This is a genomic window from Bizionia gelidisalsuginis, assembly GCF_008086185.1.
In the GTDB taxonomy this organism is placed as follows: domain Bacteria; phylum Bacteroidota; class Bacteroidia; order Flavobacteriales; family Flavobacteriaceae; genus Bizionia; species Bizionia saleffrena.
This window is the reverse complement of sequence record NZ_VSKN01000001.1, coordinates 291,764-307,258: the sequence shown is the minus strand read 5'-3', so window position 1 is coordinate 307,258 and position 15,495 is coordinate 291,764. Positions and strand designations below refer to the sequence as shown.

The window sequence follows — 15,495 nt, the reverse complement described above, 5'->3', positions numbered from 1 at the left end:
TTTAAACAAACTCACTATGTTTGCCATATTAAAAAAAGAAATACAATCCTTTTTTGCATCGCCAATTGGGTATTTAGTCATTGCTATTTTCTTGTTGTTAAATGGTCTGTTTTTATGGCTTTTTAAAGGCGAGTTTAATATTTTAAAATATGGTTTTGCCGATCTGAATTCGTTTTTTTTATTAGCACCTTGGATTCTTGTATTTCTAATTCCTGCTGTAACGATGCGCAGTTTTAGCGATGAGAAAAAACAAGGAACTTTAGAGCTTTTACTCACCAAACCCATTAGTCATTTACACATTGTACTCGGTAAATACTTTGGTGCAATCGTACTTATTCTATTAGCATTACTACCAACACTACTCTACGTCGTTACCATTTATCAATTAGGTAACCCTATTGGAAATTTAGATATAGGAAGCACTTTAGGCTCATATTTCGGGTTGTTATTTTTAATCGCGGCGTACACCGCAATCGGTGTTTTTGCTTCGACATTAAGCGATAACCAGATCGTCGCTTTTATTAGCGCTGTTTTTTTATGCTTCTTTTTTTATGTGGGTTTTGAGGGTATTGCCGAGGTTACTTCGAGTCGTTTTATAGAACAGTTGGGAATGAGTTCGCATTATAAAAGTATGAGCCGTGGCGTTTTAGACACCCGCGATATCATCTACTTTTTAAGTGTGACAGCGCTATTTTTATTCTTTACCGTAAAACGGGTGAATAGTGAAGCTTCGAAAGCTATACAATGGGCGATAATCGCTATAGTACCTGTTGCGCTAGTGGCTCTTAACTTTTTAAGTAGTTCTGTGTATAGTCGTTTTGATTTAACTTCAGATAACCGTTACACGCTTAGCGATGCGACCTTAAATAGTGTAAAAGAAATTGATTCTCCTATTGTTATCGATGTGTTTTTAGAAGGGGAAGGATTTCCTTCGGAATTTAGACGCTTACAGTCAGAAACACGACAGATGCTAGAAGAGTTCTCGGCTTACAATAACAATATTTCATATAATTTTTTAAATCCGATTGAAGATGAGGCGACACGCGAGCGTAACATCGAACAATTAAATGCGCGTGGGTTAACGCCCATGCAAGTAAATGTACAAGAAAATGGAAAGCAATCGCAGGCCATTATTTTCCCTTGGGCACTAGCGAGCTATAATGGTGAGACCGTAAAAATAGCATTGGTAAAATATAAAGTCAACGCCGACCAACAAGAACTGGTAACCAATTCTGTACAGCATTTAGAGTATGCTATTGCCGATGGATTAGGGAAACTAATCACTCCTAAAAAACGTAAAATCGCGGTTTTAAAAGGAAATGGAGAAATGCCAAACCAATACATTGCCGACTTTGTAACCACCTTACGCGACTATTATTTCATCGCACCCTTTACATTGGATAGCGTCGCTGTGAGTCCGCAAAAAACAGCATCAGCCTTAAATGATTACGATTTAATTATTGCGGCAAAACCTACTGAAGCGTTTACCGAGCACGAAAAATTTGTACTAGATCAATACACCATGCATGGCGGCAAAAGTTTATGGCTAATTGATGCCATTACTATGGAAAAGGATAGTTTATTCAATCTTGAAGGTAAAAATGTGGCTATTCCTCGCGACTTGAATTTAACCGATTTCTTTTTTAAATATGGTGTACGTGTCAATCCGTTATTAACCAGTGTAAAAAGCCAGAATATTGGTCGTATTGCTTTAGAAAGTGGTGAAAGTGAACGCTCAAAAATTCAATTATTCAATTGGCCGTATTCCCCCTTGGGAATGAGCGACACCAATCATCCTATTTCTAATAATATAAATTTGGTAAAGTTCGACTTCGCCAATCAAATAGACACCTTAAAAAATAACATCTCTAAAACGATTCTATTAAAGTCTGACGCTCCTGCACGGTTAGAAGGTACGCCATTGGAAATAAGTTTAGCATTTGCTTTACAAGAACCCGATTCGAAACTCTTCAATAAAAAAGCTCAAAATTTGGCGGTGCTTCTAGAAGGCGAATTTACTTCGGCCTATAAAAACCGTGTAAAACCCCTTAGGCTTTCCGAAGAGAAAAACACGAGTGTGCCCACCAAAATGATTGTTATTGCCGATGGCGATGTGATTAAGAATGACATTGACAGAAGTGGGCCGTTGAGTTTAGGTTTCGACAAATGGACCAAGGAAACCTATGGTAATAAGGAATTTCTATTAAATGCCGTAAATTACCTATTAGACGACGACGGACTTATAAACATTCGTTCTAAAGAAGTGAAAATTGCCTTTTTAGATCAGCAAAAAATTGCCGACGAAAAAACGAAATGGCAAGTCATAAATATTCTTCTACCATTAGTATTCCTAGGTGTTTTCGGTGTTTTATTCTATTATTATAGACGGAACAAATATGCGAAAACGGCTTAGAAACTAGTGCTTAATAATACGTTTTTAACATTTGTAAGTGTTAATAAGTTTGTTTCAGTATTAGGATGTTAAATAATATATTTGTAATAGTAATTTATCTTTAGTAAACGACCACTTACAAATGGAATGGTAGTTCTCTAAAGATTATATTTCTGGAATGTATCTTATAAAAAAAGAGCAGCACATTTACCCTTTAAAAATAAAGCAATCACATGAAATTTATAGTATCAAGTACCTATTTACTAAAACAACTCCAAGTTTTAGGTGGTGTTATTAACAGTTCGAATACCTTACCTATATTAGACAACTTTTTATTTGACATCGACCACTCAAAATTAACGGTGTCGTCTAGTGATTTAGAAACGACAATGTCTTCTGTTTTAGATATAGAAAGTGACAGTGAGGGTAGCGTTGCTATTCCTGCGCGTTTACTTTTAGACACTTTAAAAACATTTCCAGAACAACCCTTAACGTTTGTTATTGAAGACAACAACACCGTTGAAATTAGTTCTAATCACGGTAAATATGCTTTAGCTTACGCCGATGGCGCGGAGTTTCCGAAAGCTATTACTTTAGAGGAGCCGAGTTCAACTACCATTGCCGGTGATATTTTAGCGACTGCCATTAGCAAAACTATTTTTGCTGCGGGTAACGACGATTTAAGACCAGTAATGAGTGGTGTATTCTTTCAGTTTTCTACAGATAACTTAACATTTGTAGCCACCGATGCCCATAAATTAGTAAAATATACACGTCAAGATGTTAGCGCATCGCAACAGGCAGAATTTATTATGCCGAAAAAACCGTTAACTTTATTAAAAGGAATTTTAGCGGCTAGCGATGAAAATGTAACTATCGAGTACAACGAATCTAATGCAAAATTCACTTTTGAAAATACGGTATTAGTTTGTCGTTTAATTGATGGAAAATATCCAAATTACGAAGCGGTAATACCAAAAGAAAACCCGAATAAACTTAGTATCGACCGTTCTCAATTTTTAAGTTCGGTAAAACGTGTAAGTATATTTTCGAATAAAACAACACACCAAATTCGTTTAAAAATTGCTGGAGCCGAATTAAATATCTCTGCGGAAGATATTGATTATAGTAATAAAGCCGAAGAGCGTTTAACTTGCGACTACCAAGGTGATGATATGCAAATCGGGTTTAACTCTCGTTTCTTAACAGAAATGTTAAACAACTTAAACTCAGACCAAGTACAATTAGAAATGAGTATGCCTAATAGAGCGGGAATTTTAACTCCCATTGATGGTTTAGACGAAGGCGAACACGTAACTATGCTTGTTATGCCCGTGATGCTTAATAGCTAATTGTTCTCTCTTAAAGATAACAGTTTATACTTTACACTAAAGCTGTACACATAAAACGCTCACTTTAAAAAGTTAGCGTTTTTTTTTGTTTTTTGTAGTGTTTCTATGTTGTTCACTATACAGCATAGTAAAAAAGAGAATGGTAAATGTTGAGTCTATTGGCGAACCCCGTTTTAGTGCTTCTTTTTTCCGTCCCTTCGCGTCGTTTTCGCGATAGGATAAAAAGGTGTCGCGGAGTTTTGTAAATAAAGTTTAGACTTTAATATACACGTAATACTGTTCTCGATACAAAATTGTGAAAACAGTTTCACTGGAAATGAAGAGTGTTTGTTTTACTAATGGATAAGACGTTAAAAGACCATTACAACCCTATTATGACTCCTACTTCTGTTTTGTTAAACTAAAAAACAACTCTTTCCCTGCGCGACTTTCAATAGAATTATAACACGGCTCCATTACAGTCACTTTAAAATACGGCTCGAAATACGTAAGGTATTCTAAGGTTTCTCCACCAAACGGCGGCTGTGTTGACGCTAAGGGGAAATTAAATAGCAGCCCTGTTACCATACCATTTACTGTGAGTAATTCGTGAATTTTTTGGGCATAATCTGGTCGTAATTTAGGATCTAACGCACAGAAAAAAGTTTGCTCAATTATGAGATCAAACGTGAGTTCTACTTCAAAAAAATTTTGATACAAAAGGTGTTCTTCCGGGAAACTTGGTACGCGGGTTTTAAAATTCAACAGCGCACGTTCCGAAACATCGACAACAAACACATTTTTAAACCCGAGATGGTGTAGATATTCAGCTTCGTAAGCGTTACCGCCACCAGGAATTAAAATTGTTATTGCTTTGTCGCTTTCTGGCAACCCATCGAAATAGGCCTTTAAAGGCGGTGATACTTGACCCAAATCCCAACCAATCTCTTCTGCTTTATAACGGTCGTTCCAATAGCTTTTTGACCATTCCATTAGGCTGACTGTATCATTTGTATAAGCTCTTTTTTTTGAATTAGCCCGGACTGTTTCCAGACCTGTTTTCCGTTCTTAAAAAGAATAAAAGTGGGTACACCGCGCACCTGAAATTTTGAAGCTAAGGCTTTATTTTTATCCACATCAATTTTTAAAATTGATACGTTATCACCCAATGTATCTTTAACCGCTTTTAAAATGGGCGACATCGTTTGACACGGGCCACACCACGTTGCAAAAAAGTCTACTAATACGGGTGTGTCTTTATTTATAATTTCTGAAAATGATGTCATAATACTTTTTTTTAACGGGTTAAACTCAAACTAAAGATAGTGCGTTCGCGAACAAACACAAAGTAAGACAGTAAGTTTACACTAAATTTATAACGGAACACTTAAAATTTTAATCACGCTTGATAGTCTATCACTAAAATGTTCTCTATTATTATATTGCGCTTCTAAATTCATTAAAACTAGAGAATCGTTAACCAATTCTAAATCTAATTAATGCGGTAATTTATTACGAATAGCACCATAAGCAAAGGTCCCTAACAACGCTCCAAAAATCAATACTAAAACACTTACAAAACCTGTTCCTATAAGCACGAACATAGGGCCGGGACAAGCGCCGGCTAATGCCCATCCTAATCCGAAAATAATACCACCTATTAAATAACGCGCTATACTCCTCTCTTTGGGTACTATTGTAATAGTTTCGCCAGAAAAATCTAAGGCCTTTTTGTATTTTAAATACTGTACCGCGATAATTCCTAAGACTACTGCAGAGCCTATTACGCCGTACATATGAAAACTTTTAAATTGGAACATTTCGTAAATACGAAACCAAGACGCAACTTCAGATTTGATAAAAAGAACGCCAAGCAAAAACCCTACTGCTAAAAATGATAACACTTTTTTCATATTAAAAAATTAAAGGAAATAGTAAATGAACCATTACTAAACCACCAATAAAAAAACCAACTACGGCTATTAAGGAGGGCACTTGCAAATTGCTAAGTCCTGAAATGGCGTGGCCAGAAGTACATCCGCCAGCATAACGGGCCCCAAACCCCACTAAAAACCCTGCAATAAGTAAAATTAAAAAGCCTTTAATCGTTAATAAAGCGTCTAAACTAAATAACTCGGTAGGCAAAAAACTGCTATTGGTACTGTTAATACCTAATTCTTGAAGTTGTATAACAATATCTTCGTTTATTTGCGGCGCATTTGGGCTTAACTGAAGCGCTACAAAACCACCGGCAATAACACCAACCACAACCCAGAGATTCCATTGGTCCTTTTTCCAATCGAATCTAAAAAACTCGACCAGCCTTCCTGCACCGCCAATAGAACATAACGTTCTTAAGTTGGAAGACATACCAAATTTCTTACCCATTAAAATAAGTAAGACCATAGCACCTGCAATTAAAGGCCCTGATACATACCAAGGCCATGCGCTGTATAAATACTCCATTTATCTAAGAAATTGTATAATTATTTTAAAGTTGAGGGGCAAACGAAATCTGTTATAGGAATACCGGCTTCTTTGATGGCACCCATACCGCCTGCAACCTCTATTAGATTATGTATACCTCTACTTTTTAAAATTGAAGACGCAATCACCGAGCGATATCCTCCTGCACAATGCACATAAAACGGTTCCTTTTCAGGTAATTCGCTTAAATGCTCGTTTAAAAAATCTAAAGGAGTTGATTTCGCTATATCAATATGTCCAGCTTCAAATTCGCCTTCTTTTCTAACGTCGAATACAGGAATGTCTTGAGATTCTAAACGTGATTTGAATTCGATGGCCGAAATAGATTCCATAGAATCCATGGCTTTACCTGATGCTTTCCACGCTGCTATTCCACCGTCTAAGTACCCAATAGTATTATCGAAACCTACACGAGATAAACGCGTAATGGCTTCCTTTTCTTGACCGTTATCAACCACCAATAATAAGGGTTGTTTTACGTCTTGAATTAGAGCTCCAACCCACGGCGCAAAACCTCCTTTTAAGCCGATAAATATAGATCTCGGGATATGACCTATTATAAAATCGGACTGATGACGTACGTCTAAAACTAAAGCTTCAGATGTATTTGCTGCTTCTTCGAAAGCATCAGGGGTAAGTGCATTTGTTCCTTTTTCTATAATTTTATCAATATGCTCGTAGCCTTCTTTATTAAGCTTAACGTTTAAGGGGAAATACGATGGTGGAGGCAATAAGCCATCAATTACTTCAGCAATAAATTCGTCTCTGGTCATATCGGCACGTAACGCGTAATTCATTTGCTTTTGGTTACCCAAAGTATCGACGGTTTCCTTCATCATATTTTTACCACAAGCAGAACCTGCACCGTGGCCGGGGTATACCGTAACATCATCGGCTAAGGGCATAATTTTTTCACGTAAACTATCGAAAGATAATCCTGCTAAATCTTCCATTGTCATACTAGCCGCTTTTTGCGCTAAGTCTGGTCGTCCAACATCACCCAAAAATAAGGTATCCCCACTAAAAATAGCGTGGTCTTTTCCGTTTTCGTCTTTTACTAAATACGTTGTACTCTCCATAGTATGACCCGGAGTATGTAACGCTGTAATAGTAATATTACCCAACTTAAAAACTTGTCCGTCTGTTGCTATTATAGCCTCAAACTTTGGGTCCGCCGTTGGCCCATATACAATTGGAGCGCCTGTTTTTTCCGAAAGCGTTAAATGCCCGCTAACAAAATCGGCATGGAAATGTGTTTCAAAAATATATTTTATAGCGGCATTATTTTTCTTTGCAATCTCTATGTAATTATCGACCTCACGTAATGGATCTATAATAGCGACTTCTCCTTTACTTTCAATATAATATGCGCCTTGTGATAGGCATCCTGTATAAATTTGTTCTATTTTCATTTTATTTTATTTTTAGCTATTACAAAAATAGCATTTACAATTAATTTAAAAGGGGACTTATGTTGCACTAGAATACGAGTTCTTTAACTAAAATAAAGATCGCCATTACTAAAACGAACCACCCAAAGCCTTTTTTTAACTTAGCACCTTCCACCTTATTAGCCAGTGAGGTTCCTATTAAAATACCAACCACCGCTATTGCTGTAAAACTAAGTAAAAACAGCCAATCAATATTTAAATGTCCAAAATCGCCAGTAAACCCTATTAAAGAGTTAATGGAAATGATAAATAATGAAGTGCCTACGGCTTGCTTCATTGTTAGATTTCCTAAAAGTATTAGTGCAGGTACGATAACAAAACCTCCGCCCGCCCCAATTAACCCCGTAAAGAAACCAATTACGGCGGCTTGAAACACAATTTTAGGAATATTATAAGACGCACTATTATTGTTTACTACAATCTCTGTACTCCTTTTCAGCATTACTGTAGCGGAATACAACATAACAACGGCAAATAATAGCATTATAGCTGAGCCTTTAGTGACGTTGAAAGTACCAATTGAAAACAACTGATCTGGCACTTCTGGTAAAAAATAACGACGTGTTAAATAAATGACTATAAACGCTGGAATAGCGAATAGAAAAGCCATTTTAAAATTGATATTATTTTTTTTGTAATTTTTAAAGGCACCAAAACTAGAAGAAACACCGACCATAAATAAAGAATAAGACGTCGCAATTATAGGATTGAATGCAAAAAGGTACACAAAAATAGGCACGCTCAAAATAGAACCACCACCACCAATGAGCCCCATAACCAAACCAATAATTAAAGCTCCAAAATAGCCTAGAATGTGTAAGAAATCCATAGTTTTGAGTATTGGTGCAAATATACTTTAGATAATAAGATTTTTAAGTGATAAATGTTACAAGTCTAAGATTTTAATTTGATTTCTGTTTAACTCAATTTTTTTGTCATTTTCTAACGTTTTTAATAACCTAGAAATAACCACACGCGACGTATGCATATCTTGAGCAATAATTTGGTGTGTAACGTGTATAGTGTCATTATGATTAATCATGGCCTTATCGCGTAAATATTTTAATAACCGTTCGTCGAGTTTTAAAAAAGCAACGGCATCCAAAGCCTCTAAAAGCTCCGTTAATCTTTCGTGATAGCTCTGTAAAATAAAGTTTTGCCAAGAAGTATAGCGCGACATCCACAAACTCATATACGCCACTGGAATCATTAACAAAGTGGTATCTGTTTCGGCAATAGCACGAATTTCGCTCTTTTTAACGCCTAAGCAACACGTCAGTGTCATCGCACAGGTATCGCCCTGCTCTATAAAATAAAGCAGTAAATCGTCACCGTTAGTATCTTCTCTAAAAATTTTTATTGCTCCAGCTAATACCAACGGAATCATCGTTACTGTTTCGCCGATATCCATAAGAATCTCGTCGGCACGGACCGTTTTTAACACACCTACCGCTGTAATTTCGTTGAGTAGCTCATCTTCAAAAAGATAGCCGTAATGGTGTTTTAAATCGTCTAACATTAATTTTTACGTTTTTTAGCGGGTTGCTGTTGAAAGCATAAAACTAACATTTTAAACAACTCTGGATGCTTTTTTTTAAAAAGTTGTGGTCTCTCGAAAAAATATTCTGAAACGACGGCGAAAAATTCAGCTTCATTAAAACTAGCATATTTTCTTATATCTGAAGTATCATTATTAATGGCTTGCATTTCATGATGCATTAATTCTAACCACGGTTTTATATAATCGCGTCCTAATAATTGCTCAGGAATACCATCTGTTATGCCATCCATTTTATCTATTAAATGCACAAACTCGTGCACTGGCGTGTTTAATTTATCGGTGTCGTTTTTAAAAGCTTGACGTAACGCACGACGCGACAATAACATTTGGTTTTCGAAACGCCCGTTACCGACCATCCCTAAAATGCGTCTGTCTTTATTTTGGTCTGCGAATTGCAAATCACTATTAAAAGTATCGGGATACAAAATAATACCACTTAAATTATTATAATACCATTCCTTAAAGCCAAACACCGGAATTACGGCACTTGCAGCTATTAGAATACGATCTAAATCTTCTAGTTCTAACTTTACACCTTCAATAGTAACTTCGCTTAAAAAAGCCATCATTCGTTTTCTAAAGCGCTGTTTTTCGGAAGATGACAAGGTGTTATAATACGCGACTTCAGCCTCTAAAACAGGACCCCAATGTTTAGGAAAAGGAGCGACATCTTTGCGTTTCAATTTAGAAAAGGCAAAAATACCAAAACCAACTAAAATAATAAAAAGTATAATGTAAATCATAAAAATATAGAGCTAAAACTGAAATTTAAATAATATATTCAAGTTATAAATATTCTTTATAATAAGATTAACAAGAGCAGTAAAATAGTAGTTATATTAGCGCTTTTAAAATTCTTTATAATATGATTAAAGCAGTTCTTTTTGATATGGATGGTGTTATTGTAGACACAGAACCGTTACATACTAAAGCATATTATATGATGTTTGAACACTATAATATGGAGGTGTCGCGGAAATTATACGAATCGTTTACTGGGCAATCGACTTTAAATGTCTGTAAAGCACTGTGCGATACGTTTGGTTTAGACTGCAACCCCGAAGATTTAGTACAACACAAAAGAGCAAGCTTTACGTCCCTTTTTCATAACGATCCTAGTTTACAATTATTACCAGGTATTTTAGACCTTATTAAAGACTATCACAACAATGGTTTAACTTTAATTTTGGCTTCATCGGCCTCTATGTTTACTATTAATAATGTCTTTACACGTTTTGAATTAGACTATTATTTTAAAGCGAAATTAAGTGGTGCCGACTTAAAAGCGTCTAAACCACATCCTGAAATTTTTGAAAAAGCGGCAGATACTGCAGGGATAAACAAAAATGAATGCTTTGTTATTGAGGATTCTACTAACGGTATAAAAGCAGCAAAATCGGCAGGAATTTACTGCGTGGGCTACGATAGTTTAAATTCTAAAAATCAAGATTATTCGCAAGCAGACCGCGTTATTAATCATTTTAATGAAATTAATTTCAATATCGTAAAAAACACAATGGTGTTCTAAAACAGTTTCATCATAAAGATATAACACTTTATGGGATTTGGTTTACTACCCCATTCTATAAATAAAATGAGCGCATAAAAAATAAAATAAAATATTGAATTTCAGCATACTAAATCCTATTTAGTATATATTTATCTGCGAATAGAAAAACAAAAATAAATGACAGTCGCTAAATTTCCAGACAATGAGGATCACCGTCAGAAGGCTGTTGATACCTATAAATTACTAAACACGCTTCCTGAAGAAACTTATGACAACATCACTTCTATAACGTCGTATATTTTAGATGCTCCTATTAGTTTAATTACGTTACTCGATTATGATCGTAATTTTTTCAAATCTCATAAGGGAACCGAATTAAACGAATGGCCAAGAAAAATATCCTTTTGCGCACACGCTATACTTTCAGAGTCTGATATAACAATTGTTGAAGACGCGAGAGAAGACGAACGATTTGCAGACAACCCCTTTGTTACAGAGCACGATGCCGTTTTTTATGCAGGCGTACCATTGGTTAATCCTCAAGGCTATAAGTTAGGAACCCTCTGTGTGTTCGACCACATACCAAGGCAACTCGATGACGCGCAAATAAAGGCATTAAAAACATTGGCAAAGCAAGTTGTTATTCTTTTTGAAAAACATTTGCAAAATATGCAGTTATTACAATTGCAAGATAAATTAGAAAAACGAAATACTGATTTAAAAAAGTATACAGATATTGTGTCTCACGACTTAAAATCGCCGCTAGCAAATATTATTTCTTTAACCGATTTATTAGCTGAAGAAAACAGAGGAATACTAAATAAATCGTCCTTAGAATATATTGATTACCTAAAAACTTCTAGCTACGCATTAAAAGATTATATAGATGGGTTGTACACCTTTTACGAAAATGATGAACTGCTGAATCGAAAAAAGGAAGTTATTTTATTTAGTGATTTAATTAATATTATCAAGAAAATATCTGATAATAAAAAGGACAATATTACCTATAATTACGACACAGAAACCGAATATATTACTGCTAATAAATCAATTTTACTTCAAGTTTTAGTGAATTTAGTTACCAATGCTATTAAGTATAACGAAAAACCAGAAGTGAAAATCGAAATATTTTGTAAAGACACTAAGGATTATTACCATTTTATCGTTAAGGACAATGGCAACGGCATCCCTGCAAAATTTATTCCTACAATTTTTGATCTTTTTGAAGTCGTTGGAGAAAAAGACAGGTACGGCAACATCGGATCAGGGATTGGTTTAGCCGCAGTAAAAAAACTCATCAATAATCAAGACGGAGAAATAAGTTTTGAATCTGAAGAAGGCATCAGTACGTCATTTAATTTTACAATCGCAAAAAACTAATATCCATCGCAGAAAGACATTATTAGTAAGTAACAGTATAAGAATCTAAATCATTTATGCCAATAAATAGTGAGCTGACGCCTACCACTTCTGTCTATTATAATATATAGTTATTTAAATAGGTCAACCCTTTGTTTACGATAAAGCCCCACGCAAAGCAACGCTAAAGAAACAAATGTATGGACATAGCGACCAAGAGACGCTGTAAATCCTTTTAAATTAGCGCATACAAATCGTCTATAGCGCCCCCAATACCGAGTAACGCCACAACTACTTTTGTTTTTTTAAGATTTTAAAATGATGGTAAACAAACGGCGCTAATGCTTAATAAAACCCGCTATTATTATACCCGTTGGTACGCTATTTTATATACTGTTTTAGTATCTTTTTAAGGAGGGTAATATCTTTATCCTTATTACGACTTAAGTTCTTTTTAGCATCACATTCAAATAAAGCATAATCGATTTCAATTAAATTGATATTCTTTTTTTGCAACACATCTCGTCGTCTTTTGTTGTACTTTTCTATTTGTTCACTTCGAGTAATACCACTAACGGTCATAACCTCTAGTTTGTCCAAATGCTGTTCTGTTTTATTTTTCTTTTCTACAAATTCAATTACTAAATTAGCCGATTCATAAAAACCTGCTAAAGGTAATTTTGTTCTTGTTTTTCCTTTTTTATGCATATCACCTAACAAAAAAGTAAAAGTATGCTTACGTGATGCTTTTTCTTTTAGCAATTCGTCGCAAAGATCTAAGATGTAGAATTCATCGCTATTTTCTCTATTTGCTTTCGTTTTTTCTTTTTTTGAGACTGCGTTTATAGCTTCATTTGGTGAGAACGTAGCACCTTTTCTAACCAAATACCAATACACAGCGGTTTCTGTACGCTCGGTATGTACAGAAGGTATGGTATCTAAAGCATTCTCTTTATCTAAAGCGCGTAAGACTTTTCTTAATGGTAATCCTTTTTTTTGATCTTTTGTAAAAACGCCTGCTGCTATTAAATCGAGCATAATGTCTTTTGCAGGAATCCAGTTCTTATTAGTATGCGTATTAAAGTAATTTTCTATTACCTTATTTATTTCAGCGACTTTACCTTCGCTATTACGAGTATTCTCCATGATTATAACTTTTTATATGATTTGTATTGACTACAAATAAAAGACCGCAAGATAAGTTAATATTATTATGAAATAATTATACGACTTGTTTAATTGATTATTAAATACGACTTGTTATTACTTTCCAATACAGAAATTAGAAATCCTTATTATATAGGGCTTAAGCAGAAATGAGGTACAATTGGTCTCGGAAAGTAGTACAGAAATTAGAAGTGCCTTTATTTAGCTAAAATAATGATTTTCTTGTTTAGGAGCTAAATATCTTAAAAGTTTAGGTTTAATTTATACGCCGTACTCCTTCCCTCGCCAAAAGATTCAAAGATGTTTATCTCCTTTAATTTCTGCATATCTCGTGTGGCAGTAGGTTTTGATGTTTGAGTAATTCGCATATATTTTTTTGCAGTCATACCACCCTCAAAACCTTTTTCACCTTCTTGAAGCATCCGTTTTATTACTTTTATTTGTCGGCTATTTAACTGATCTCTATACGTGTCGAATAGCTTAGTTTTTTGCAATGTGAAATTAATTAGTGCTTCAGACTGCTGTTGCGCAGTAATAATGATTCCGATAAAATAGATTAGCCACGGTGTTATTTCATTAGACCGCTGACCACTTTTTAATGCTTCATAATATTGATTCCTATTAATTTCTATAGCAGAGGAAAGACTTATTAATAATGGAAAATCTAAGGTTTGTAATAATGCTTTTTCAGCAATTGCTCTTCCTATCCTTCCATTACCATCTTCAAATGGGTGTATGGTTTCAAAATACAAGTGCGCAATAGCTGAACGAATTGGAGCGTGCTTAATTTCTTTAGATCCGTTTGGAGCTGTGTTATTAAACCACTCTACAAAAGCTATCATTTCTTTAGGAACTTGTTTTGAAGCTGGAGCTTCAAAATGTACTTTTTCCTTTCCATAACTTCCAGATACCACTTGCATAGGCGCTAAATGAGATCTCCATTCACCCACCGCAATTTTATTTACTCCAGGGAAAATCACCTTATGCCAATCAAGCAGCATCGCTTCTGTTAATGGGGCATTATAAGTCGTATGGATTTGAGATACCAAAGATGCCATTCCTTTTGCCTGAATATCTTTTACAATTTCGGAATTTTTAGTTAACCCTAAATTGTTTTTTATTGAAGACATTACATCCTTTCGACTTAAAAATTCGCCTTCTATTTCTGAAGTTTTAATAGCTTCAGACACTAGAATATCTACGAGTGATTCATTACGATTCTCATTCGATAGCGTTTTTAAAAGTCCTTTTACGACTCCTGTGTTTTCTGTAAAAAGGAACAATAAGTCCTCTACATCTTCTTGCTTAAAGCTGAATTTTCTCCAATCTTTCTGTTGCCAATTATATTCCATGAGCCGATTAGTGGTTTTAATTGGCTCAAATATAATAAAAATAATGAGCCGATTAAGGGTTTTAATCGGCTCATTTGATATTAAATCAAGATTATAACCTATCGTAGTCAGGCGTTTTTAACGGTGCTGTAATTGGTCGTTATGAAAGAGACGAGGTAAAACCATTTATTGAGATGACTACACAGTTAGCCGAAGCTCTGGAAGTATCTTTGGATTATCTTGTAGGTTCTACAGATACACTTTTAGAAAGAAGTATTGTTAATCGTGTTCTTGATATCCAAAAACTAAAAGAGAACGAAAAACAACACGTTTTCGCTCTCCTTGATGCTTTTTTGAAGCAAACTAAATTGCAGTCAATAATGTAAAAATTGGTTTGTGCTAATTACAAGGTATTAAATATTCTTGCATTTTTTTTAAATTATTTTCTGTTGAAAAATATATCCAGCTAGAATAGTCACCAGAAGGTGTCTGTAAAATTTGATTTTTAGATTTGACTTTTATTTTAAATTTGACTTTCTCACTTTTCAATATTGTAAATAAGCTATCGTCAAAAATTCCAGAAACAACTATTTGAGTTTTACTTAAACAAAAAAAACCAACATAATCATAATCCACGTTAATATTATCTTGCATTGTAATATTCAAAATACAACCATCTTCTGCCTGAGTAATACCAATATTCCAAATTAAAGAGCTTTTATAATAATCGCAATTATTTACTTTATTGATTAATTCTTGTAGCTCAAGAACTAGATTTTGTTTTGGTTCAAGCTCTATCATTTCTTTTTCAATCATTGTTTGTGACAACAAAACGGTCACATTTATAAGACTAAACAATAAAAACAAGTATATACTTAAATATTTTTTTAATTTCATAATCAC

Annotated in this window: 16 protein-coding genes; 5 read left to right on the top strand and 11 right to left on the bottom strand. The window is 34.6% G+C overall.

Annotated features, from left to right (window positions below; all coding sequences use genetic code 11):
• Nucleotides 1-16: 16 nt before the first annotated feature.
• On the top strand, nt 17-2,413 hold the full coding sequence (gldG, locus tag ES677_RS01380) for a gliding motility-associated ABC transporter substrate-binding protein GldG (RefSeq protein WP_148380204.1): 2,397 nt from the start codon (nt 17-19) through the stop codon (nt 2,411-2,413).
• 212 nt (nt 2,414-2,625) lie between these two features.
• Entirely contained in the window at nt 2,626-3,744 is a 1,119-nt protein-coding gene (dnaN, locus tag ES677_RS01375; RefSeq protein WP_148368564.1) for a DNA polymerase III subunit beta, read from the top strand.
• A gap of 381 nt (nt 3,745-4,125) precedes the next feature.
• Here dnaN and ES677_RS01370 read toward each other — a convergent pair whose 3' ends face one another.
• From ES677_RS01370 to ES677_RS01335, 8 genes are all read right to left on the bottom strand, one after another.
• Entirely contained in the window at nt 4,126-4,716 is a 591-nt protein-coding gene (locus ES677_RS01370) for a class I SAM-dependent methyltransferase (RefSeq protein ID WP_148380203.1), read from the bottom strand.
• The gene (trxA, locus tag ES677_RS01365; protein WP_148368566.1) at nt 4,716-5,009 is read right to left on the bottom strand and encodes a thioredoxin; all 294 of its coding nucleotides are present in this window, start codon (nt 5,007-5,009) and stop codon (nt 4,716-4,718) included. The genes ES677_RS01370 and trxA overlap by 1 nt, the downstream gene beginning before the upstream one ends.
• Before the next feature lie 210 nt (nt 5,010-5,219).
• Nucleotides 5,220-5,636 carry a DUF6691 family protein gene (locus ES677_RS01360; RefSeq protein ID WP_148368567.1) on the bottom strand — a complete coding sequence of 139 codons (417 nt, stop codon included), beginning with the start codon at nt 5,634-5,636 and terminating at the stop codon, nt 5,220-5,222.
• Between the two features lies 1 nt (nt 5,637).
• Nucleotides 5,638-6,189 carry a YeeE/YedE family protein gene (locus tag ES677_RS01355; protein WP_148368568.1) on the bottom strand — a complete coding sequence of 184 codons (552 nt, stop codon included), beginning with the start codon at nt 6,187-6,189 and terminating at the stop codon, nt 5,638-5,640.
• A 20-nt stretch (nt 6,190-6,209) separates the two neighbouring features.
• Entirely contained in the window at nt 6,210-7,622 is a 1,413-nt protein-coding gene (locus ES677_RS01350) for an MBL fold metallo-hydrolase (RefSeq protein WP_148380202.1), read from the bottom strand.
• Nucleotides 7,623-7,689: 67 nt separating this feature from the next.
• A complete protein-coding gene (locus ES677_RS01345) occupies nt 7,690-8,490 on the bottom strand; it encodes a sulfite exporter TauE/SafE family protein (RefSeq protein ID WP_148380201.1) in 801 nt (266 codons plus the stop codon).
• A 57-nt stretch (nt 8,491-8,547) separates the two neighbouring features.
• Complete coding sequence (locus ES677_RS01340; RefSeq protein ID WP_148368571.1) at nt 8,548-9,180, bottom strand: Crp/Fnr family transcriptional regulator; 633 nt, start codon at nt 9,178-9,180, stop codon at nt 8,548-8,550.
• Nucleotides 9,180-9,965 carry a M90 family metallopeptidase gene (locus ES677_RS01335; protein WP_148380200.1) on the bottom strand — a complete coding sequence of 262 codons (786 nt, stop codon included), beginning with the start codon at nt 9,963-9,965 and terminating at the stop codon, nt 9,180-9,182. Before ES677_RS01335 ends, ES677_RS01340 begins: the two co-directional genes overlap by 1 nt.
• 122 nt (nt 9,966-10,087) lie before the next feature.
• Between ES677_RS01335 and ES677_RS01330 the strand changes: the two genes are divergently transcribed.
• Both ES677_RS01330 and ES677_RS01325 read left to right on the top strand, forming a co-directional pair.
• Nucleotides 10,088-10,750: an HAD family hydrolase gene (locus ES677_RS01330; protein ID WP_148380199.1), complete on the top strand. Its 663-nt coding sequence runs from the start codon at nt 10,088-10,090 to the stop codon at nt 10,748-10,750.
• A gap of 159 nt (nt 10,751-10,909) precedes the next feature.
• Nucleotides 10,910-12,115, top strand: a complete 1,206-nt coding sequence (locus ES677_RS01325) for a sensor histidine kinase (RefSeq protein WP_148380198.1) — start codon at nt 10,910-10,912, stop codon at nt 12,113-12,115.
• A gap of 360 nt (nt 12,116-12,475) precedes the next feature.
• Here the strand turns inward: ES677_RS01325 and ES677_RS01320 are convergent, their stop codons facing one another.
• Complete coding sequence (locus ES677_RS01320; protein ID WP_148368575.1) at nt 12,476-13,240, bottom strand: hypothetical protein; 765 nt, start codon at nt 13,238-13,240, stop codon at nt 12,476-12,478.
• A 263-nt stretch (nt 13,241-13,503) separates the two neighbouring features.
• Nucleotides 13,504-14,613: a Fic family protein gene (locus ES677_RS01315; RefSeq protein ID WP_148380197.1), complete on the bottom strand. Its 1,110-nt coding sequence runs from the start codon at nt 14,611-14,613 to the stop codon at nt 13,504-13,506.
• Between the two features lie 173 nt (nt 14,614-14,786).
• On the opposite strand from ES677_RS01315, the gene ES677_RS01310 reads away from it, so the two are divergent.
• On the top strand, nt 14,787-14,978 hold the full coding sequence (locus tag ES677_RS01310) for a hypothetical protein (protein ID WP_246124308.1): 192 nt from the start codon (nt 14,787-14,789) through the stop codon (nt 14,976-14,978).
• Between the two features lie 13 nt (nt 14,979-14,991).
• Here the strand turns inward: ES677_RS01310 and ES677_RS01305 are convergent, their stop codons facing one another.
• A complete protein-coding gene (locus ES677_RS01305; protein WP_148380195.1) occupies nt 14,992-15,489 on the bottom strand; it encodes a hypothetical protein in 498 nt (165 codons plus the stop codon).
• Nucleotides 15,490-15,495: the final 6 nt, after the last annotated feature.

Excerpts from the sequence above, each read along its gene's own strand:
- gldG (WP_148380204.1), top strand. The coding sequence starts at position 17 with ATGTTTGCCATATTAAAAAAAGAAATACAATCCTTTTTTGCATCGCCA.
- dnaN (WP_148368564.1), top strand. The coding sequence starts at position 2,626 with ATGAAATTTATAGTATCAAGTACCTATTTACTAAAACAACTCCAAGTT.
- ES677_RS01370 (WP_148380203.1), bottom strand. The coding sequence starts at position 4,716 with ATGGAATGGTCAAAAAGCTATTGGAACGACCGTTATAAAGCAGAAGAG.
- trxA (WP_148368566.1), bottom strand. The coding sequence starts at position 5,009 with ATGACATCATTTTCAGAAATTATAAATAAAGACACACCCGTATTAGTA.
- ES677_RS01360 (WP_148368567.1), bottom strand. The coding sequence starts at position 5,636 with ATGAAAAAAGTGTTATCATTTTTAGCAGTAGGGTTTTTGCTTGGCGTT.
- ES677_RS01355 (WP_148368568.1), bottom strand. The coding sequence starts at position 6,189 with ATGGAGTATTTATACAGCGCATGGCCTTGGTATGTATCAGGGCCTTTA.
- ES677_RS01350 (WP_148380202.1), bottom strand. The coding sequence starts at position 7,622 with ATGAAAATAGAACAAATTTATACAGGATGCCTATCACAAGGCGCATAT.
- ES677_RS01345 (WP_148380201.1), bottom strand. The coding sequence starts at position 8,490 with ATGGATTTCTTACACATTCTAGGCTATTTTGGAGCTTTAATTATTGGT.
- ES677_RS01340 (WP_148368571.1), bottom strand. The coding sequence starts at position 9,180 with ATGTTAGACGATTTAAAACACCATTACGGCTATCTTTTTGAAGATGAG.
- ES677_RS01335 (WP_148380200.1), bottom strand. The coding sequence starts at position 9,965 with ATGATTTACATTATACTTTTTATTATTTTAGTTGGTTTTGGTATTTTT.
- ES677_RS01330 (WP_148380199.1), top strand. The coding sequence starts at position 10,088 with ATGATTAAAGCAGTTCTTTTTGATATGGATGGTGTTATTGTAGACACA.
- ES677_RS01325 (WP_148380198.1), top strand. The coding sequence starts at position 10,910 with ATGACAGTCGCTAAATTTCCAGACAATGAGGATCACCGTCAGAAGGCT.
- ES677_RS01320 (WP_148368575.1), bottom strand. The coding sequence starts at position 13,240 with ATGGAGAATACTCGTAATAGCGAAGGTAAAGTCGCTGAAATAAATAAG.
- ES677_RS01315 (WP_148380197.1), bottom strand. The coding sequence starts at position 14,613 with ATGGAATATAATTGGCAACAGAAAGATTGGAGAAAATTCAGCTTTAAG.
- ES677_RS01310 (WP_246124308.1), top strand. The coding sequence starts at position 14,787 with ATGACTACACAGTTAGCCGAAGCTCTGGAAGTATCTTTGGATTATCTT.
- ES677_RS01305 (WP_148380195.1), bottom strand. The coding sequence starts at position 15,489 with ATGAAATTAAAAAAATATTTAAGTATATACTTGTTTTTATTGTTTAGT.